Annotated in this window: 16 protein-coding genes and 4 tRNA genes; 12 read left to right on the forward strand and 8 right to left on the reverse strand. The window is 65.9% G+C overall.

All coding sequences use genetic code 11. The features are described from left to right. Positions 1-16 precede the first annotated feature (16 nt). From EO170_RS13125 to EO170_RS13150, 6 genes are all read left to right on the forward strand, one after another. Positions 17-1,435, forward strand: a complete 1,419-nt coding sequence (locus EO170_RS13125) for a hypothetical protein (RefSeq protein WP_164741043.1) — start codon at positions 17-19, stop codon at positions 1,433-1,435. Next, positions 1,432-3,288: an excinuclease ABC subunit UvrC gene (gene uvrC, locus EO170_RS13130; RefSeq protein ID WP_126945596.1), complete on the forward strand. Its 1,857-nt coding sequence runs from the start codon at positions 1,432-1,434 to the stop codon at positions 3,286-3,288. The genes EO170_RS13125 and uvrC overlap by 4 nt, the downstream gene beginning before the upstream one ends. Continuing rightward, positions 3,288-3,920, forward strand: coding sequence for a CDP-diacylglycerol--glycerol-3-phosphate 3-phosphatidyltransferase (gene pgsA, locus EO170_RS13135; protein ID WP_016902574.1), 633 nt, complete (start codon positions 3,288-3,290; stop codon positions 3,918-3,920). Before uvrC ends, pgsA begins: the two co-directional genes overlap by 1 nt. 36 nt (positions 3,921-3,956) lie before the next feature. After that, a tRNA-Gly gene (locus EO170_RS13140) sits at positions 3,957-4,032 on the forward strand. A gap of 68 nt (positions 4,033-4,100) precedes the next feature. Beyond that, positions 4,101-4,174, forward strand: a tRNA-Cys gene (locus EO170_RS13145). An 80-nt stretch (positions 4,175-4,254) separates the two neighbouring features. Continuing rightward, positions 4,255-4,330: transfer RNA gene (locus EO170_RS13150), tRNA-Gly, on the forward strand. Positions 4,331-4,457: 127 nt separating this feature from the next. Here the strand turns inward: EO170_RS13150 and EO170_RS13155 are convergent. Together EO170_RS13155 and EO170_RS13160 are read right to left on the reverse strand one after the other, a co-directional pair. After that, positions 4,458-5,270 (reverse strand): 4'-phosphopantetheinyl transferase superfamily protein, encoded by an 813-nt coding sequence (locus EO170_RS13155; protein WP_104650456.1) that lies wholly within the window; start codon positions 5,268-5,270, stop codon positions 4,458-4,460. A 106-nt stretch (positions 5,271-5,376) separates the two neighbouring features. Continuing rightward, positions 5,377-5,460, reverse strand: a tRNA-Leu gene (locus EO170_RS13160). A gap of 142 nt (positions 5,461-5,602) precedes the next feature. Here EO170_RS13160 and EO170_RS13165 point away from each other — a divergent pair. Then, positions 5,603-6,895 (forward strand): nucleotide sugar dehydrogenase, encoded by a 1,293-nt coding sequence (locus EO170_RS13165; protein ID WP_119131916.1) that lies wholly within the window; start codon positions 5,603-5,605, stop codon positions 6,893-6,895. Here the strand turns inward: EO170_RS13165 and EO170_RS13170 are convergent. Together EO170_RS13170 and EO170_RS13175 are read right to left on the reverse strand one after the other, a co-directional pair. Beyond that, entirely contained in the window at positions 6,879-8,141 is a 1,263-nt protein-coding gene (locus EO170_RS13170; protein WP_126945599.1) for a TIGR03862 family flavoprotein, read from the reverse strand. The genes EO170_RS13165 and EO170_RS13170 overlap by 17 nt on opposite strands. A gap of 11 nt (positions 8,142-8,152) precedes the next feature. Continuing rightward, entirely contained in the window at positions 8,153-8,584 is a 432-nt protein-coding gene (locus EO170_RS13175; RefSeq protein ID WP_164741044.1) for an FKBP-type peptidyl-prolyl cis-trans isomerase, read from the reverse strand. A 61-nt stretch (positions 8,585-8,645) separates the two neighbouring features. On the opposite strand from EO170_RS13175, the gene EO170_RS13180 reads away from it, so the two are divergent. From EO170_RS13180 to EO170_RS13190, 3 genes are all read left to right on the forward strand, one after another. Beyond that, positions 8,646-9,011 (forward strand): DUF6164 family protein, encoded by a 366-nt coding sequence (locus EO170_RS13180; protein ID WP_104650459.1) that lies wholly within the window; start codon positions 8,646-8,648, stop codon positions 9,009-9,011. Positions 9,012-9,046: 35 nt separating this feature from the next. Beyond that, the gene (locus tag EO170_RS13185) at positions 9,047-9,808 is read left to right on the forward strand and encodes a sulfurtransferase (protein WP_104650460.1); all 762 of its coding nucleotides are present in this window, start codon (positions 9,047-9,049) and stop codon (positions 9,806-9,808) included. A 209-nt stretch (positions 9,809-10,017) separates the two neighbouring features. Then, entirely contained in the window at positions 10,018-10,665 is a 648-nt protein-coding gene (locus EO170_RS13190) for a response regulator (protein WP_016904564.1), read from the forward strand. A gap of 185 nt (positions 10,666-10,850) precedes the next feature. Here the strand turns inward: EO170_RS13190 and EO170_RS13195 are convergent, their stop codons facing one another. After that, entirely contained in the window at positions 10,851-14,588 is a 3,738-nt protein-coding gene (locus tag EO170_RS13195; RefSeq protein WP_126945817.1) for an Rne/Rng family ribonuclease, read from the reverse strand. Positions 14,589-14,998: 410 nt separating this feature from the next. On the opposite strand from EO170_RS13195, the gene EO170_RS13205 reads away from it, so the two are divergent. Then, positions 14,999-15,985: an RluA family pseudouridine synthase gene (locus tag EO170_RS13205; RefSeq protein WP_104582583.1), complete on the forward strand. Its 987-nt coding sequence runs from the start codon at positions 14,999-15,001 to the stop codon at positions 15,983-15,985. A 211-nt stretch (positions 15,986-16,196) separates the two neighbouring features. Here the strand turns inward: EO170_RS13205 and zupT are convergent, their stop codons facing one another. The 3 genes from zupT to EO170_RS13220 all read right to left on the reverse strand — a co-directional run bounded on the left by zupT (position 16,197) and on the right by EO170_RS13220 (position 18,067). Then, positions 16,197-17,015, reverse strand: coding sequence for a zinc transporter ZupT (gene zupT / locus EO170_RS13210; protein ID WP_104582584.1), 819 nt, complete (start codon positions 17,013-17,015; stop codon positions 16,197-16,199). 276 nt (positions 17,016-17,291) lie between these two features. Continuing rightward, positions 17,292-17,714, reverse strand: a complete 423-nt coding sequence (locus EO170_RS13215) for an energy transducer TonB (protein ID WP_104582585.1) — start codon at positions 17,712-17,714, stop codon at positions 17,292-17,294. Continuing rightward, entirely contained in the window at positions 17,711-18,067 is a 357-nt protein-coding gene (locus EO170_RS13220) for a 4a-hydroxytetrahydrobiopterin dehydratase (protein ID WP_046342783.1), read from the reverse strand. Before EO170_RS13220 ends, EO170_RS13215 begins: the two co-directional genes overlap by 4 nt. 88 nt (positions 18,068-18,155) lie before the next feature. Here EO170_RS13220 and EO170_RS13225 point away from each other — a divergent pair, with 88 nt between their 5' ends. Continuing rightward, entirely contained in the window at positions 18,156-18,755 is a 600-nt protein-coding gene (locus EO170_RS13225) for an NfuA family Fe-S biogenesis protein (RefSeq protein ID WP_126945603.1), read from the forward strand. The last annotated feature ends 1 nt before the right edge of the window (position 18,756 follow it).

Consider the following 18,756-nt stretch of genomic DNA (forward strand, 5'->3'; position numbering starts at 1 on the left):
TGGGCATAATTACGGTATGACTGCCCAGCTCACCCAGGAACTGCCGGAATTTCCTACCTGGCTCAACGCCAGGCCATCCACCCTGCAGGAGCATCGCGGGCGTGGACTGGTGCTGGCATTCGTCAATGCCAGCTCGGTGTGGTGCGCCGAGCGCCTGGCCGAGCTGGCGCACTGGCAGGCCCGCAGCCCCGGCCGGCTGCAGGTGATCGTGGTGCAGGTGCCGCGCTTTGACAGCGAACGCGAGCCGCAACGCGCACTCAAGCAGCTGCGCGGTCATGGTGTCAGCGCCCCCATTTTGCTCGACAGGGACTGGGAGACCTGGCGCCGTTTCGGCATCGAATCCTGGCCCACGCTGGTGCTGCTCGATGCCTACGGCCGCGAGCGTCAGCGCCTGGTCGGCGTGACTGGCGATCTCGACAAGGCGCTGGTCGCCCTGTGCGAGGGCCAGCAGCTGCCATCGGATGCCGATCTGCATGGGGTGGCCGAGCGCGACCCCGAGCCGCGCCTGGAACTGCGGTTTCCAACCGGTCTTGCCGCCACCGAGGACCGCCTGTACATCGCCGACACCGGTCATCACCGCGTGCTCGAATGCACGCATGGTGGCCGCGTGCTGCGCCAGTTCGGTCATGGCAATGCGGACTTCATCGATGGTGGCGTCGGTGAAGCGGCGTTCCGGCGTCCGCAGGGCCTGGCGCTGGAACGCGACCAGCTGTATGTCGCCGACACCGGCAATCACGCCTTGCGTCGCATCAACCTGCGCAGCGGGCAGGTCGACACCTTGTGCGGCACCGGGCGCTCCGGCGAGCCGGTCGAGGGGCCGCTGGCGTTCGCCGGTGCCTCGGCGCTGCATTACCCGCAAGGGCTGGCGGTTGCCGACAATCAGGTATTGATCGCCATGGCGGGCGACAACCGCATCTGGAGCTATGACCTGGGTCGCGCCGCACTGAGCGCACGCGCCGGTACCGGCGCGCTCGAGATTCGCGATGGCAGCGGGCATCTGGCCGCGTTCGCACAGCCGGCCGGGTTGGCCGCGGTGCAGCAGGTGGCCTACGTCTGCGATGGCCTGGGTTCGTCGATCCGCACCATGCAATTGCGCGGCGATCTGGTGCAGACCCTGGTCGGCGGGCAGGGCACCTGGCAGTTCGGCGACGAGGACGGCCCGCGCGGCACGGCGCGCCTGCAGTTTCCGCAAGCCATCGCCCTGGCTACCGATTCGCCGATGCTCTGGATTGCCGACACCGGCAACGGCCGCCTGCGTTGCCTGCGTCTGGGCGGCGGCGAACTGACCACCGTCTTGCTGCCACGCCGCCTGCATGGCCCGGCCGGGCTGGCAGTTGCCGCCGGCGCGGTATGGATTGCCGAGACCGATGCCCATGCCGTGTTGCGCTACGACCTGGCGAGCGGCGAACTGCGCGATGTTTCGATAGAAGAATGAACGCAAGGCCCCAAGCCGATTTCGATGGAAAGGCGTTTGCTGCCCAACTGAGCACTGCGCCCGGCGTCTACCGCATGTACGCGGGCGACGACACCTTGCTGTACGTCGGCAAGGCCGGTGCGTTGCGCAAGCGGGTGGGCAGCTATTTCAACGGCACGCCGAAGAACGCGCGGCTGACCTCGATGCTGTCGCAGGTCGCGCGGATGGACGTCACCGTGACCCGCAGCGAGGCCGAAGCGCTGCTGCTGGAAAACCAGCTGATCAAGTCGCTGTCGCCGCGCTACAACGTGTCGCTGCGTGACGACAAGAGTTATCCCTACGTGCTGCTGACACGCGAGCAGTGGCCGCGCATCGCCCTGCACCGTGGCCCGCGCGCCGTGCAGGGGCGCTATTTCGGCCCCTATACCGGCGTCACCGGCGTGCGCGAAACGCTGAGCCTGATGCACAAGCTGTTCAAGTTGCGCAGTTGCGAGGACAGCGTGTTCCGCAATCGCTCGCGGCCCTGCCTGCAATATCAGATCGGTCGCTGCAGCGCGCCCTGCGTGGAGCTGGTCGCCGCTTCCGACTACGCCGAATCGGTGCGCCGCGCCACCATGTTTCTGGAAGGCAAGAGCGACCAGCTCGGCGAAGAGATCATGCACTCGATGCAGCAGGCCAGCGAGGCGCTCGAGTTCGAGCGCGCCGCGCGTCTGCGCGACCTGCTGTCCTCGCTGCGCAGCATGCAGAACCGCCAGTACGTGGACGGCCGCGCGGCGGATCTGGATGTGCTGGCCTGCGCCACGCAAGCCAGTCAGGCCTGCGTGCTGCTTCTGAGTTTTCGCGATGGCCGCAACCTGGGCACGCGCTCGTTCTTTCCCAAGACCAATGGCGAAGACAGCGCGGACGAAATCCTGGCTGCATTCGTCTCGCAGTACTACGCAGAGCATTCGCCGCCGCGCGAGATCCTGCTCGATCGCGAAATTCCCGATGCCGAACTGATCGAGGCCGCACTCGGCAGCGCCGCCGAGCACAAGGTCACGTTGAAGTGGAACGTGCGCGGCGAACGTGCCGGCTACCTGCTGCTGGCCACCCGCAATGCGCAGCTGACCCTGGTCACCGAACTCACCAGCCAGAGCGCGCAGCACGCACGCAGCGAGGCACTGCGCGAGATGCTGGGGCTGGCCGAGCAGGTCAAGCGGGTGGAGTGCTTCGATATCAGTCACACCATGGGCGAGGCGACGGTGGCCTCCTGCGTGGTGTTCGATGCCAACGGGCCGGTGCGCGGCCAATACCGGCGCTTCAATATCTCCGGTATCACGCCAGGTGACGACTACGCCGCAATGCGTCAGGCCATCGAGCGGCGTTTTCGACGTGCGGTGGAAGAAAACGGCGTACTGCCCGACGTGCTGCTGATCGATGGCGGCGCCGGTCAGCTGGCGCAGGCCAAGGGCGCGCTGGCCGATCTGGGCATCGAGAACGTGCTGCTGGTCGGCGTGGCCAAGGGCGAGGAACGCAGGGCAGGGCATGAGGCGCTGATCATGGCCGATGGCCGCGAGCTGCGGCCGGGCGCGGCATCGCCGGCACTGCAGTTCATCCAGCAGGTGCGCGACGAAGCGCACCGTTTTGCAATCACCGGTCACCGTGGCCGTCGTCAGAAGGCGCGCATGACCAGCAAGCTCGAGGATATCCCCGGCATCGGTCCGCGCCGGCGCGCGAGCCTGCTCAAGCATTTCGGCGGCCTGGTCGGGCTCAAGGCCGCCGGCGAGGCCGAGATTGCGCGGGTGGAGGGCGTCAATGCCGCACTTGCCGCGCGAATCTACGCTAACCTGCACGGGCTGGCGCTTCCCGATGCGGCAGGCGAGTCGAGTCCGTAATGAAGTTGACCATCCCCACGTGGCTGACACTGCTGAGGATCGTGATGATCCCGGTGTTGGTCGTGGTGTTCTACCTGCCGTACACCTGGACCAATTTCGCGTCCGCCGGCGTGTTCGCGCTGGCCGCCATCACCGACTGGCTGGATGGCTGGGTCGCGCGGCGTTATCACCAGTATTCGGCCTTCGGTGCATTCCTGGACCCGGTGGCCGACAAGTTGATGGTCGCGGTGGCATTGTTCCTGATCGTGCAGGGCCACCCCACGCCGTGGATGGCGTTCTGGGCGGCGGTCATCGTCGGACGTGAAATCGCGGTGTCGGCGTTGCGGGAATGGATGGCCGAGATCGGCCAGCGCGCCAAGGTGCGGGTGGCGGTGATCGGCAAGGTCAAAACCACCGCGCAGATGGTCGCGCTGCTATGCCTGCTGTATTCGGTCACGCCGGGGCAGATGCCCACGCACGAAATCTGGTTCGGCAACCTGATCTTCCGCGCCGGTTACTGGACGCTGGCGATCGCCGCGCTGCTGACGCTGTGGTCGGGATTCCAGTACCTGCAGGCCGCCTGGCCGAGCCTGCGTGCCGACGAAAAAGCCGCGATCACCAGCAAACCGAAAAAAGTCGAAAGCAATAGTTGACAGCGATGCTGTTCGCTGTAGAATTTCGCCTCCCAAGCGGGAATAGCTCAGTTGGTAGAGCGCAACCTTGCCAAGGTTGAGGTCGCGAGTTCGAGTCTCGTTTCCCGCTCCAGATGTAGACAAGGCCCCTTGCCCGAGGTCTCGTTGTTTCAAGGCAGGATGCCTTGGGTTTGATGTTTCGGCCTGGTGGTAGAGTGGTTATGCAGCGGACTGCAAATCCGCGTACGCCGGTTCAATTCCGGCCCAGGCCTCCACATTGCATGCGTTTTTCATGCGTCGGCAACGACGACAGGACTGGCGCAACGAAGTAACAAGCTGTACAATTTTGCTTCATGCGGGAATAGCTCAGTTGGTAGAGCGCAACCTTGCCAAGGTTGAGGTCGCGAGTTCGAGTCTCGTTTCCCGCTCCAAATCAGAACAACAGAATCCAAAAATTCGGTTGATCACTCAAAAGGGCCTGGCGGCCCTTTTTTGTTGCGTTAAATTGCAGCATGCACTTTGTTTACGTGTCAGTGACTGATGGTTATGCGGCATGAATCACCAGGTACGCCAGGTGATCGCCGTCTGCGGATCAATGAAACCGAAACCGATATCGCATATTTGTCCGTTCGGCAGATCCGGGCAGAGCTGCTCGCTGAGCTGAAGACGAACCGCACCCGTAGTGGGATCCATTGCCACCAAGTACGCGCTCGAAAAATCGAAGTAGCGGCCTACTGCCGAAAAACTCGCCTTGAACAGACTTTCCTTGGCAGAGAAGACGATGGTCAGCAACATCTCCAGTGACCAATCGGTGGACGCGCAGATTGAATGCAATAGCGCCAGCTCCAACCCGTCCACAATAGTGCTCAACAACGCCTCACACACATCAGTGCTGACCACGTGCTCCAGATCGATGCCGATACCGCGCCATCTGCCGAGTGGCGCAACGGCCGCCGCTGCCAAGCGATGGGTATGCGAGATGCTGCCGATCACCCGTGCCGGCCATATCGGTTCACGCGAGCTGCCGGTAGCGATTTCGGGATGCATGCCGATACCGACCAATGCCTGATGTTGCAGGGCTTGTCGCGCAGCCAGTCGACCAAAGAAATACTCGGCTTGGCGTTTGTGGACGCTGCGGGCAATCGTGTCAGGACAGGCAATGTTGCAGGTGTCGAAGGCCTGAAGCGAAAACTTCTCAAGCTCGAACGCCAGGACCTGCACGGTCACTGTGCCGCCGTCCGGGCAGGGCAAGGAGTACTGCCAACGCGTACGTAACGCTTCTATCGCGTCGAGGTCTGGATTACCCGATGGAGACGGGTTCTTGTTCAGCAGAGCCGGCTGCGTGCCATCGTTGGGCTGATCGCTTTGCATACTGGACACTGACGTCCTTAACTTTTCCGGGCTACTTGCTGAGTTACATCAACCAACTCGTCGGCGCCAGTGGCGCGTGTGACCCCACATGGATCAATCCGAAGTGTGCCCGGGGCGGGGGTCGAACCCGCATAGCCTTGCAGCTGAGGGATTTTAAGTCCCTTGCGTCTACCAGTTTCGCCACCCGGGCATTGCGATAGCGTGCCTGATTGCGCGCCGATTGTGAATCGCCGCGTCACAGGCGCGCCGCACTGATGGCCCGGTGGTCGGCTGCGCTATGCTGCCACCGCGCAGGCGCGCAGCAACCGGCTGCGCACGATCGAAGGAACCTCATGTCCAGCACCACGTTACTCGCTCCGCAGCAGGCCCGCATCGCCGTGATCGGGCTGGGCTATGTCGGCCTGCCGCTGGCCGTCGCCTTCGGCGAACAGCGCGACACCTTAGGCTTCGACATCGATGCGCAACGGGTCGGGCAATTGCGCGATGGCCATGACGCCACGCTGGAGCTGGACGACACCGAGCTGGCCGCCGCCACCCGCCTGCGCTACACCGCCAACGCTGCGGACCTGGCCGCGTGCAGCATCTTCATCGTCACCGTGCCGACGCCGATCGACAGCTTCGAGCAGCCCGACCTGGAACCGCTGCGCAGTGCCACCACGCTGATCGCCGCCGCGCTCAAACCCGGCGACCTGGTGATCTACGAATCCACCGTCTACCCGGGCACCACCGAAGAAGTCTGCGTGCCCCTGCTCGAAGCTGCATCGGGCTTGCGCTTCAACGACGACTTCTTCTGTGGCTACAGCCCTGAGCGCGTCAATCCGGGAGACCGCCAGCGGCGCCTGCGCGATATCCGCAAGATCACTTCCGGCTCCACCGCCGAAGCCGCCGATGCGGTCGACGCCTTGTATGCCGGCATCATCACCGCCGGCACCTGGCGGGCGCCATCGATGCGCGTGGCCGAGGCCGCCAAGGTGGTCGAAAACATCCAGCGCGACGTCAACATTGCGCTGGTCAACGAATTGGCGTTGATCTTCGACAAGCTGGGCATCGACACATTGGATGTGCTGGAGGCGGCCGGAACCAAATGGAATTTCCTGCCGTTCCGGCCCGGCCTGGTCGGTGGTCACTGCATCGGGGTGGATCCGTATTACCTGATGCACAAGTCCGAAAGCGTGGGCTATCACCCGGACCTGATCCACACCGCGCGCCAGGTCAACAACCGCGTCGGCCGGCACGTGGCCGAGCGTGTCTGCGGCATGCTGGCCACGCGTGGCGTGGTGCTTGCGCAGGCGAGGGTGCTGGTGCTGGGCGCCACCTTCAAGGAGAACTGCCCGGACCTGCGCAACAGCCGGGCGCTGGAACTGGTGCAGCTGCTGCAAGCTGCGGGCGTGCAGGTCGATACCTGCGACCCGTGGGCCGACCCTGCAGAAGCGCTGCATCATGCCGGCGTGCAGTTGTGCGAGCTTGCAGACGAAGGTGCCTACGACGCCGTGGTGCTGGCAGTGGCGCACGCGCAATACCGCGACTACGACGCGCAGCGCATCGCAGCGCTGGGCAAACCCGGTGCGGTGATCTATGACGTCAAATCGGTATGGCCGCGCGATGCGGTCAGCGATCGCCTGTAGCGCGGTCGTCCGGTCGCTGCAGCCACTGCACCGCGCCATGCGCGGCACGTAATCCGCTGGCAAAGCAGGCAGTCAGCAGATAGCCGCCGGTCGGTGCTTCCCAGTCGAGCATTTCGCCGGCACAGAACACGCCGGGCTGCGCGCGCGCCATCAGTTGCGCATCCAGCGCCTCCAGCTGCACACCACCGGCCGAGCTGATTGCCTCGGCAAGCGGGCGCGGTCGCAGCAGACGTAGCGGCAATCGCTTGAGCGTGCGCGCTGCCAGCGCAGGATCGTCGCCCGCCTGCTTGCCCAGATGTTCGTAGAGCAAGGCGGCCTTGACGCCATCGATGCCGAGCTGACGGCGCAGATGCTCGCTGAAGCTGCGTCCCTTGCGCGGTTTTTCCAGCTCGGCGTTGACGCGTTCCAGCGTGCGCCCGGGCAACAGGTCCAGCACCAGCTCGGCCACGCCATCCGCATCGATCTGCGCGCGAAGATCCGCAGCCAACGCATAGATCAGGCTGCCCTCGATGCCGGTGGACGTCGCCACGCACTCGCCCTGCAACTGATGCGGTGTGCTGTGGCGGTCCTGCCAGTGCGCAACCACGGGTTTGAGTGGCGCACCGGCATGTCGCTGCACGAAATGCGCACTCCAGGCGATGTCGAAGCCGCAGTTGGCCGGTACCAGCGGTGCCACCGCAATGCCGCGTTCCTGCAGCACCGGTTGCCAACGACCATCGGAACCGAGCTGCGGCCAGCTGCCGCCACCGAGCGCCAGCACCACGGCATCTGCAGTGCGTTCGACGTCGCCGGTGGGCGAGTGAAAGCGCAACGCGCCGTCATCGCTCCAGCCAAGCCAGCGATGCTGCACATGAAACGCCACGCCCTGTTCCTTGAGTCGGCGCACCCAGCCGCGCAACAACGGCGCGGCCTTGCGATCCATCGGGAACACGCGTCCGGAACTGCCGACGTAGGTTTCCACACCGAGGTCGCGCGCCCAGGCACGCAGCGCGTCTGCATCGAACGCCTGCAGCCACGAGGCGACCGCCTCGGTGCGCTCGCGATAGCGCTGCGCAAACACCGGCATCGGATCGGAGTGGGTGAGGTTCAGCCCGCCCTTGCCGGCAATCAGGAACTTGCGTCCCACCGACCCCTTGGCTTCGTACAGGTCGACCGCCAGGCCCGCCGCACACGCCGCTTCTGCAGCCATCAGACCGGCCGGCCCACCACCGATCACCGCCAGCCGCCGCTTGCTCGCATCCGTCATTGCTCAGGCCTTCAGCGCGGCTGCACGCCAAGCAATTCCACATCGAACACCAGCGACGCGCCGGGCGGAATCACCCCGCCTGCGCCGTTGTCGCCATAGCCGTACTCGGGCGGAATCATCAGGGTACGCTTGCCGCCCACGCGCATGCCGGCCACGCCTTCGTCCCAGCCGCGGATCACCTGACGGCCGCCCAGCGCGAACTGGAATGGCTCGGCGCGATCAAGCGAGCTGTCGAACTTCTTGCCGTGCTTGTCGGCGGCTTTTTCGTCGTACAGCCAGCCAGTGTAGTGCACGGTGACTAGCGCGCCCGGCGTGGCTTCGGCACCGGTACCGACATTGCGGTCGATCCGCTCGAACGCGGCGATGGTGCCGCCGGACGGCGGCAGGGCGGGCGTACAGGCTGCGAGCAGCAGGGCAGCACAAAGCGTCAACAGAAGGCGCATGGGAGGGTCCGGCAAGGGAAGTGCGCCATTATCGCATCCGGCTCCCGGTATCATCGCGCCCATGGCCAAGCTGCTGCTCAATCTGCGCAATGTTCCCGATGACGAGGCCGACGAGGTACGGGCGCTGATGCGCGAGCATCTCGTACCGATCTACGAAACCCGGCCCAGTAACTGGGGCATTTCCGCCGGCGGCATCTGGCTCAGCGACGATGCCGATTACCCGCGCGCCAAGGCGGCGATGGATGCGTACCAGGCGCAGCGGGGTGCCCTCGCGCGCGCACAACGCCAGGATGCGCTCGCTGCCGGCACCGCCGAAACCTTCGGCGCGCTGCTGCGCAAGCGCCCGCTGTTCGTGATTGCCACGTTGATCGGCATGCTGGTTGTCGCCTCGCTGGTGCTGCTGCCGTTCCTGCTGCTGCGCGGCTGATCGCACCTGCGGCCGCATCGGCTTAAAATGGCCGCATGATCACCAATACCGCTGCCTACCAGTTCGTCACCATCCAGGATCCGCAGTCGCTCGCCGACAGCGTCCTCGCGCAGGCCGGGCAGCAGGCCTTGAAAGGATCGGTGCTGGTGGCCGAAGAGGGGATCAACCTGTTTCTGGCCGGCGAAGCCGAACAGGTCGGCACGTTCTACGCGTGGCTGCAGGCCGATCCGCGCTTTGCACAGATGCGCATCAAGTACAGCTTGAGCGCGTCGCAGCCGTTTGCGCGGCTCAAGGTGAAGGTCAAGCCGGAGATCATCAGCTTCCGCCGCGACGATGCCTCGCCGCTGCAGGGCCGTGCGCCGGCAGTGACGCCCGCCACGCTGCGCGCGTGGATGCAGGAAGGGCGCGACGATCGCGGCCGCCCGCTGGTGCTGCTGGACACGCGCAATGCCCAGGAAGTGGCGTACGGGACGTTCCAGGGAGCGTTGACGCTGCCGATCGACAAGTTCACCGACTTGCCGGCTGCGCTGGAACCGCATCGCGCTGCATTGGCCGATGCCACCGTGGTCAGCTTCTGCACCGGCGGCATCCGGTGCGAGAAGGCTGCGCTGTGGATGCACGCCGACGGCATGGACAACGTGCTGCAGCTTGAAGGCGGCATCCTCGGCTACTTCGAAGAGGTCGGCGGCGAAGGCTACGACGGCCGCTGCTTCGTGTTCGACGAGCGCGTTGCACTCGATGCGCAACTGCGCCCCTTGATGGACGCCGAGCGCAGCACCGAAGCAGGAAAAATCTGACTGGGGGCGAGTGAATTGCCCGATGTTCGCGCATTGGGGGCGCTCGCATCATCCGATCACGCCGCGATCGTGCATTCAATGCCTGCCATGAAACGCGGTGGCAGAGTGCGTCGCATTCTTACTCAAATGTAATACGTCGCATCGAGCTTGCCCTGAATTATTCACGGAGATAGGCTGCATCAGCCAGCCGCACAGCGAGGACAACAAGGATGACCATCAGAGTTTTTCTGATCGACGATCATGCACTCGTGCGTACCGGCATGAAGATGATCCTGTCCAAGGAAGTGGACATCGATGTGGTGGGAGAAGCGGAGAGCGGGGAGGCGGCCTTGCCGCAAATTCGCCAGCTCAAACCCGAGATCGTGCTCTGCGACCTGCATCTGCCCGGTGTCAGCGGCCTGGAAATCACCGAGCGCATCGTCAAGGGCGATTACGGCACCCGCGTCATCATCGTGTCGGTGCTGGAAGACGGCCCATTGCCCAAGCGTCTGCTTGAAGCTGGCGCATCTGGCTATGTCGGCAAGGGCGGCGATGCGCAGGAACTGCTGCGTGCGGTGCGCGAAGTCGCACTGGGCCGGCGCTATCTCGGCAATACCATTGCGCAGAATCTGGCCCTGTCCAATCTGGAAGGGGGCAGCTCGCCGTTCGATGCGCTATCGCCGCGCGAACTGGAGGTCGCCCTGTTGCTGACCCAGGGCCTGCGCCAGGAAGACATCGCCAAGCGTCTGAACCTCAGCGCCAAGACCATCAACACGCACAAGGCGCGCCTGTTCGAGAAGGTCGGCATCCAGGACAACATCGCCCTGGCGCGTCTGGCCAATCAGTACGGCCTGACCGACCCGGCGCGCACCCTGTAAGCCAAGTTCCTCGGGTCCGATCTTGCAGATGCGGCGGTCGGATGCTGCCGCATAAGATGCTGTTGCGGGGAGCCGGAATGCCGGCATGACACTGCTGCACGCAAAAACAAGGCGGCCCGAAGGCCGCCTTGTCTGACGCCACCTGCCTGGATTTACCCAGGCAGGTTCAACCGGCCGGGAGACGATCAGTGATCGCCGCGCGGCTTGTTGGTGTCGTCTTGCTGCGCCTGGGCGTCATCGCCGTTAGGCGATGCATCTGCCGGCTTCGCCGCCTCGGACACGACGACGGTCGCCTTCGGCTTGTCGGCAGTCGGCTCGGTGGCGTCTGCAGGCACCACGGGCGCGACCGATGCCGGCCGCTCGGGCGCCTTGTAGGGCACCGGCGTTTCGGCCTGTGGCGGTGTCGCCGCGGTTGCATCGGCCGGAGCCAAGGCGTCCAGCAGCGTGGTCTGCACCGGAGCGTACGGCTTGCGTGCCGGCGCAGCGTCGGCAGACGGGGAGGTCTGCGGCACCGTGGTGGTGGACGTCGCGGCAACATCGGTTGCCGGGCTTTCCACCGTTGACGGCTCGGCATGCGGCGGCTTGGATGTCACCACGTTCGCCTGGGCGCTCGACGGCGTAGCAGCGACCGGCTTGGGAACGCTGCCCGCTGCCGGCGTTGCGTCGGTCTTCGCCGGCTCCGCTTGCGTTGCTGCTGCGGCGGCTACCGGCGCTGCCTGTTCCTGCCGGGCAACTTCCTGCCGAGCAACGGCCGGCGCTGCAGCGTCGGCCGATACCGACGCCGGTGTTGACCGCATCGTCGGCTCGGACGAAGGCTCTGCCGAGGAAGCGGCACTCTCGACAGGCGAAGCTGCAGCAGGAGCCGCCGCCGACGTCGCAACCGGAGCCGAAGCGGCAACCGGGCTCGACGCAGCGGACGGAGTCGACGCGGCAACCGGAGGCTGGGCCTGCGGGTTCGCCGATTCCTGCGCAACGACCGGAGCCTGAGGCGCTTGCGGACGCGGTGCATTGGCCGACGTCTGCACAGCCGGTTGCGCTGCAGCTGGCGCTGCATTGCCAGCCGGGGCTGTTGCAGCCGGTGCCGGAGAGGCCGCCGGTGCATCGCCACGTGCCTGTTCGGCTGCGGTCACCGCAGGGCTTGCAGCTCGCTGCTCGAACGACGGCGTGGCGTTGGAAACCGGCGCCGTGGTCGATGTCGTGTCGGCCGCCAGCGGCGCTTCCGCACGTTCCTTCGGTACCGGGCGCGGCTTCACTGCTGCCGGAGTGCTGGACTCCGGCTTGGTGCGTGCCGCTACCGCGGGCGTGGTCGCGTCATCGTCGAAGTCGAACTCCGGCTGTCCGGCGCGCGGGGCAGCAGAGGTGTGGACCTGCGCACCGGCATCGTCGCTCTCGGTGTCGCCATCGAGATCGCCCTCGGCATCGCCGTCCAGATCGTCCGTTTCCAGACCATCGACGCCGCTACCGCCTTCACCGTTTGCACCAGCGCCGCGACGGCGACGACGGCCACCGCGACGACCGCGACGACGACGGCTGCCGCCTTCGCCATTGGCCGCATCATCGCCTGCCGCCTCCGGTGCCTGGCCATCCGCATTCGCGTCGGTGCCGCGATCGGCATGCGCTTCGGTCACGATGACCTCGACCGGGTGTGCCGGCGCAGCCTCATGTGCCGAGGCCTGCGTTGCCGGTGCCGCGGTTTCGGCAATCGCCGCGACCACGGTCGCAGTCGTTGCGGTTGCGGCCGTGGAGGTCAGCGTCTGCGCCGAGGCAGTGCCTTCGTCCTGACGCGCAGGGCGCTGTTGCCGCTCGGACGGCGCGCCGTCCTGCTGCTGTGCAGCTGCACGCGGCGGGCGCGGTGCCTGGTTCTGCGGCTTCTGCTTCTGCTGCTGGACCTGCTGTGGCTGCTTGGGTTGCTGTGCCTCGCCGCGGGGCGGCTTGGGCACCTGCACCTGCTGCGCCTGACCGCCGTTCTGCGCAGCCTGGCCATTGGCCGGCTGGCGACGCTCGTCACGACGCTCCTTGTTGGCGCCATTGCCGTTGCCATTGCCGCGGTGCTGATTGCCACCGTTGCCACCATTGCGGGCATCACGGCCGTCGCGACGCTGACCGCCACGGTCGCTACGCTCGTTACGGCTGCTGCGGCCGGCATCGTTCTGACGCGGACGCTGGGTCGACTCGGGCGCAGGCGCGACTGGCTCGACGCCACCGAAGATGCGCTTCAGCCAGCCGACCACACCGGTCACCGGCGCGGGCAGCGGCAGTGCCGCGACCGGAACCGGAGTCGGTGCAGGTGCGGCGGCAACCGGGGCAGGGGCCTCTTCACGCAGCGGCGCCGGTTGGCTCGGCTTGATCGAGGTCACTGCCGGCGCAGCCGGGATATTCAACTGTGCCTTGGTCAGCGCATGTACGGGCAACTTGCGCGGGGTGCCGCGCTGGTAGCTCGGTTTGCCGCTGTCTTCGCCCAGCTCGTTCTCGCGCAGGCGGGTGACTTCGTAGTGCGGGGTGTGCAGCTGTTCGTCGGCGACGATGATGATCGGCGACTCGTGACGCTGCTCGATCTCACGCAGCGCGCTGCGCTTTTCGTTGAGCAGGTAGTTGGCGATCTCCACCGGGGCCTGCACCAGCACCTGTCCGGTGTTTTCCTTCATGGCGTGCTCTTCGGCCACGCGGATGATCGACAGCGACAGCGACTCGACGCTGCGCATGCGGCCATGGCCGTCGCAACGCGGGCACACGATCTGGCTGGATTCGCCCAGGCTCGGACGCAGGCGCTGGCGGCTCATTTCCATCAGGCCAAAGCGGGAGATGCGGCCCAGCTGCACGCGCGCGCGATCGTACTTGAGCGCGTTCTGCAGCTTGTTTTCGACTTCGCGCTGGTGCTTGGTCGAGGCCATGTCGATGAAGTCGATCACCACCAGGCCGCCCAGGTCGCGCAGGCGCAGCTGGCGGGCGACTTCCTCGGCCGCTTCCAGATTGGTCTGGAAGGCGGTCTCCTCGATGTCGCTGCCCTTGGTGGCGCGCGAGGAGTTCACGTCGACGGCGGTCAGCGCTTCGGTCTGATCGACCACGATCGAGCCACCCGAGGGCAGCCGCACGTTGCGCTCGTAGGCGCCTTCGATCTGCGATTCGATCTGGAAGCGGTTGAACAGCGGAATGTCGTCGGTGTAGTGCTTGAGCTTGCGCAGGCTCTGCGGCATCACCTGCTGCATGAACTCCTGGGCGTCGGCGTACAGCTCCGGCGTATCGACCAGGATCTCGCCGATGTCGGCGCGCAGGTAGTCGCGCAGGGCGCGGATGATCAGGCGCGATTCCTGGTAGATCAGGAACGCGGCCGGCTTGCTCAGGGCCGCCTCGGCGATCGCCTTCCAGGTCTGCAGCAGGTAGTCCAGGTCCCACTGCAGCTCTTCGGCGTCACGGCCGACACCGGCGGTGCGGATGATCACGCCCATGTCGTCGGGGATGTCGAGCTTGTCCAGCGCTTCCTTCAGCGCGGCACGGTCTTCGCCTTCGATCCGGCGCGAGACGCCGCCGGCGCTCGGCGAATTGGGCATCAGCACCATGTAGCGGCCGGCCAGCGAGATGAACGTGGTCAGGGCGGCGCCCTTGTTGCCACGCTCTTCCTTGTCGACCTGCACCACGATTTCCTGGCCTTCGCGCAGCAACTCGCGGATGGTCGACTTGTTGTGGTCGACGCCAGCCTGGAAATAATCGCGGGAGATTTCCTTCAGCGGCAGGAAGCCATGGCGCTCGGCGCCATAGTCCACGAACGCCGCCTCCAGCGAGGGCTCGAGCCGGGTGATACGGCCCTTGTAGATGTTGGACTTCTTCTGTTCCTTGGACGGCTGTTCGATGTCGATGTCGTACAGGGTCTGGCCGTCCACAATCGCCACGCGCAGCTCTTCGGCCTGCGTTGCGTTGATCAGCATTCGCTTCATTATTGCGTTCCTCTCGCGCTCTACCGCGCGGAACGCCGTGACGTTTCGCCTCTGGAACAGCTTGTCGGCCCTTCGCGCAACGCGCGGACAGGCCTGACCAGGGTTTCCAGCGCTGCAACACCACGGCAGGCCGCGGGAGCGCTTGTCTTAAGTTTTATAGGTGTTTCAGGGCCGGCAGCCGCGTCCGGAAGAACCGGGGCAGCGCACGGGACATGTTCAGCGCAACGGTCAAAAACCGCTGGCGATGGCCGGGCAGGCCGGTGAGCCGCTAACATGGCCGCCCCGGGGGCGGTGGTCGCGCACTGTGCCGGAATCATCGGAAGGCAGGCTTCTGGCCAATCAACTTCCAACGAAATCAAACCCTTATCTCGCTCGCCGAGTGTAACAGAATAAAGAGCCGGATGACCGACCCCCAGCCCCCCAAGCCGCCTGCCGACCGTGTGGGCGTGCGTATTCTCAAAGTTCCGCAAGACCGTGCTGGGCAGCGGCTGGACAATTTCCTGCTCGGCCAGCTCAAGGGCGCGCCACGCAGCCTGATCTACAAGCTGGTGCGCAGCGGCCAGGTGCGCGTGAACGGCGGGCGGGCCAAGGCCGAGCGCAAGCTCGAGGGCGGCGAAGAAGTGCGGATCCCGCCGGTCCGCGTTGCCGAAGAGGGCGACAAGGCCGCGCCACCGTCGTCGTTCCTGGCGCGGCTGGAAGCGGCGATCGTGTTCGAGGACGCGCGCCTGCTGGCGCTCAACAAGCCATCCGGGGTCGCCAGCCATGGCGGCAGCGGGATCAGCTTCGGCGCCATCGAGACCCTGCGGGCGCTGCGGCCGAACCAGACCCTGGAATTGGTGCACCGGCTCGACCGCGATACCTCCGGGCTGTTGATCGTGGCGAAAAAGCGCTCCGCGCTGACCGAAATGCAGGCCTTGATGCGGGAGGACGACCGCGTCGAGGGCCGCGGTATCACCAAGCGCTATCTGACCTTGCTGGTCGGTCGCATGCCGGACGGGGTGATGACGGTCGATGCGCCACTGCACATCGGGCTGCGCCAGGGCGGCGAGCGGCATGTGCAGGTCAATGCGATCGGCAAGCCGTCGCTGAGCCACTTCACGCTGCTGGAGCGGCGCGGCGGGCACTCGTATTGCGAAGTCCGCATCGAAACCGGCCGCACCCACCAGATCCGCGTGCACGCCCAGCACCTGGGGCACCCGGTGGCCGGTGACGACAAGTACGGCGAGGCGGAGGTCAACAAGCGGCTGCGCGACCAGCTCGGCCTGAAGCGTCTGTTCCTGCATGCCGCGTCGCTGGAATTCACGCTGGACGGCGGCAAGACGCCCTACGTCTTGAGCGCGCCGCTGGCGCCGGAGCTGGCCGAGGCACTGGACCGGCTGGGGCGCTGATGCAGCCAGGGCGGGCAGGGGGCAGGGGCGGCTACAGCGGCGCGGATGCTGGGGCCGCACCCGCGCCATGTGCGGCTGCGCGGGTCACGATCCTGCAGGTAGAGCGGAACCCGCACTCGTCAGGGGAATGGCGATCCAAGCCTGCCATACGAACGCCACCGATCGCACAATCGCGTCTCGCTCCCAGGTCGCGTAGTCGTCGCAGGCCGCGCTAGGGCGTGGCGAAGCGGAACAACACCAGGCTGATCGCCAGCGTGCCCATGCCGGCGACCAGGCCGTAGACGGTCTCGTGGCCCTGCGCGTAGCGCTTGGCGGCCGGCAGCAATTCGTCCAGTGCCAGGAACACCATGACCCCGGAAATCAGGCCGAAGACGGTGCCGAACACCGCTTCGGACAGCACGCTGGACAAGGCCAGATAGCCGATGCCGGCGCCGATCGGTTCGGCCAGTCCGCTGAGCAGGCTGGCGCCAAAGGCGTAGAACTTGTTGCGGGTGGCGAAGTACACCGGCACCGCAATGGCGATGCCCTCGGGAATGTTGTGGATGGCGATGGCGAACGCGAGCGGCATGCCGACCGCAGGGCTTTCCAGCGTAGCGAAGAAGGTTGCCAGGCCTTCGGGGAAATTGTGCGCGGTGATGGCGATGGCCGTCATCAGGCCGACCCGGCGGATATAGGCCCGGTTGTCGTCGCGGAACAGCGGATCGTCGCTGGACAGGCTCTGGTGTGGATTGGGCACCAGGCGGTCGATCACCATGATCAACAGCATGCCCCCCAGAAATGCCAACGTGCCGAAGGTGAAGCCGAGCTTGTCGTTGTAGGCGTTGGAGAACGAAGCGATCGATTTGTTGAGAATCTCCGACAGCGATACGTACACCATCGCGCCGCCGGCGAATGCCAGCCCGAACGCCAGCAGGCGCGGATTGGGCTTCTTGGAGAACACGACCATCAGGCTGCCGAGTCCGGTCGCCAGGCCAGCTGCCAGCGTGACCGCAAATGCGGTCCAGACATTGTGGGATGACACTTCGAGCATGTGACGCACGACCTCGTGGAATGGAACCGACCTGCGGGGAGCGTGGCGACTGCTGCTGCGCACTTTGCGCATGGCCACGCTGCGCCTGCAGGATGGCCATGCCTGGATGACGAACACGTGGTGCCTGACGCGGCAGCCCTGGCGCGTGCACGCTGACAGCTGGCGAACACTGCGGTGGCTGGCGCTGCTGGAGGCCTGCGCGGTGCTCAGCGTTGGGGGCGGCGCGCCAGCGGGTTACCGCCGCCGCGTCTGTTCGCGCAACGTATCAACAGCGGCTTAGCCGCCTCGACGCGCCCGCTCTTCGATGGCAAAGCATTCGTCCGGGCGCGGCACCGGCGGCTTGAAGGCGACCGGCACCTGGATCGTCTGCGGCACCGCCTGGCCATTGCGCGTGGCGGCCCGGAATTTCCATTCGCGCACGCGTTTTTGCGCAGCTTCGTCCAGCACCGGCTGACCGCTGCTTTGCGCGACCGATACATCGGTCGGGGTGCCTTCGACACCGACCACCACCCGGAGCACGGCAGTGCCGCCGATGCCGGCACAGGCCAGTTGCGGGGAGTATTCCGGCGGCGGCGTCTTCAAGGCGGCCAGTTCGGTTGGAGCCACCGCCGGGGCGGCCGGCGGCTGCGACGACTTGCCACAGCCGCTGATGCCGACGGCAATGAACAGGCCGGCGAGGGCGGTGCGAGACGGGGTCATGGGGTGGCTCCTTGGTCGTAGAGCTGGGCGGCCTTGGCCGCGCAGATGAAGTCGTTTTCGCTCAATCCGCCGACGTCGTGGGTGGAATAGCGCACCACCACGCGGTCGTAATGCACGCCCAGGTCGGGGTGGTGGTCTTCGCGGTGGGCGATCCACGCCAGCGCGTTGACGAAGGCCAGCGTGCGGTAATAGTCGGCAAAGCGGAACGTGCGGGTGATCGCCGTGCCCAGTTCGGCCAGCTCCCAGCCTGGCACCTGGGGCAGCAATTCGGCCAGGCGCGCTTCGCCGAGCTTGTGGTCGCTGCCCTTGCGCGGCAGGCAGTGGGCCTGTTCCAGGGGAATCAGATCGGTCATGACAGTCTCGCAGGGGTGGCGGACAGCGCGTTCACTCAGGATCACGGTGTTCCATGAGCGCAGGCGCATTGAGCGGTAGAATAACCCCATGATCCAGATATCCGACAAAGCCCAAACCTATTTCCGCAAGCTCATCGAACGTGAGGGCGTGCCCGGCATGGGCGTGCGCCTGAGTGCAGTGGACGCCGGCACCCCGCGCGCCGACGCCCGGCTCGAGTTCGCCGAACCGGCCGATCTGAGCGGTGACGAATGGGCGATCGACTGCGACGGCTTCACCTTGTATATCGTCGCCGCCAGCGTGCCCTGGGTGGATGGCGCCGAAATCGACTACGTCACCCAGTCCACCGGCAACCAGCAGCTCACCATCAAGGCGCCCAAGATTAAGGGCGAAGCGCCGGCCGACTCCGCATCGATGGTGGAGCGCGTGCGCTGGGTGGTGGAGAACGAGATCAACCCGCAGCTGGCATCGCATGGTGGCCGTGTGGCGGTGCAGGAGGTCTCGGCAGAGGGTGTCGTGCTGCTGCGCTTCGGCGGCGGTTGCCACGGCTGCGGCATGGCCGATGTGACCTTGAAGCAGGGCATCGAGAAGACCTTGATGGGGCGCGTGCCCGGCGTGATTGCGGTGTGTGACGCGACCGATCATGCCACTGGCGACGCGCCATATATTCCGCGCGACAGCGCGGCCTGAT

Origin of the sequence: Xanthomonas sp. BRIP62409 (assembly GCF_003992965.1) — a bacterium.
Taxonomy (GTDB): domain Bacteria; phylum Pseudomonadota; class Gammaproteobacteria; order Xanthomonadales; family Xanthomonadaceae; genus Xanthomonas; species Xanthomonas euroxanthea.

Coding starts and splice junctions, on each gene's coding strand:
- EO170_RS13125 (WP_164741043.1), top strand. CDS start 17: ATGACTGCCCAGCTCACCCAGGAACTGCCGGAATTTCCTACCTGGCTC.
- uvrC (WP_126945596.1), top strand. CDS start 1,432: ATGAACGCAAGGCCCCAAGCCGATTTCGATGGAAAGGCGTTTGCTGCC.
- pgsA (WP_016902574.1), top strand. CDS start 3,288: ATGAAGTTGACCATCCCCACGTGGCTGACACTGCTGAGGATCGTGATG.
- EO170_RS13155 (WP_104650456.1), bottom strand. CDS start 5,270: ATGCAAAGCGATCAGCCCAACGATGGCACGCAGCCGGCTCTGCTGAAC.
- EO170_RS13165 (WP_119131916.1), top strand. CDS start 5,603: ATGTCCAGCACCACGTTACTCGCTCCGCAGCAGGCCCGCATCGCCGTG.
- EO170_RS13170 (WP_126945599.1), bottom strand. CDS start 8,141: ATGACGGATGCGAGCAAGCGGCGGCTGGCGGTGATCGGTGGTGGGCCG.
- EO170_RS13175 (WP_164741044.1), bottom strand. CDS start 8,584: ATGCGCCTTCTGTTGACGCTTTGTGCTGCCCTGCTGCTCGCAGCCTGT.
- EO170_RS13180 (WP_104650459.1), top strand. CDS start 8,646: ATGGCCAAGCTGCTGCTCAATCTGCGCAATGTTCCCGATGACGAGGCC.
- EO170_RS13185 (WP_104650460.1), top strand. CDS start 9,047: ATGATCACCAATACCGCTGCCTACCAGTTCGTCACCATCCAGGATCCG.
- EO170_RS13190 (WP_016904564.1), top strand. CDS start 10,018: ATGACCATCAGAGTTTTTCTGATCGACGATCATGCACTCGTGCGTACC.
- EO170_RS13195 (WP_126945817.1), bottom strand. CDS start 14,588: ATGCTGATCAACGCAACGCAGGCCGAAGAGCTGCGCGTGGCGATTGTG.
- EO170_RS13205 (WP_104582583.1), top strand. CDS start 14,999: ATGACCGACCCCCAGCCCCCCAAGCCGCCTGCCGACCGTGTGGGCGTG.
- zupT (WP_104582584.1), bottom strand. CDS start 17,015: ATGCTCGAAGTGTCATCCCACAATGTCTGGACCGCATTTGCGGTCACG.
- EO170_RS13215 (WP_104582585.1), bottom strand. CDS start 17,714: ATGACCCCGTCTCGCACCGCCCTCGCCGGCCTGTTCATTGCCGTCGGC.
- EO170_RS13220 (WP_046342783.1), bottom strand. CDS start 18,067: ATGACCGATCTGATTCCCCTGGAACAGGCCCACTGCCTGCCGCGCAAG.
- EO170_RS13225 (WP_126945603.1), top strand. CDS start 18,156: ATGATCCAGATATCCGACAAAGCCCAAACCTATTTCCGCAAGCTCATC.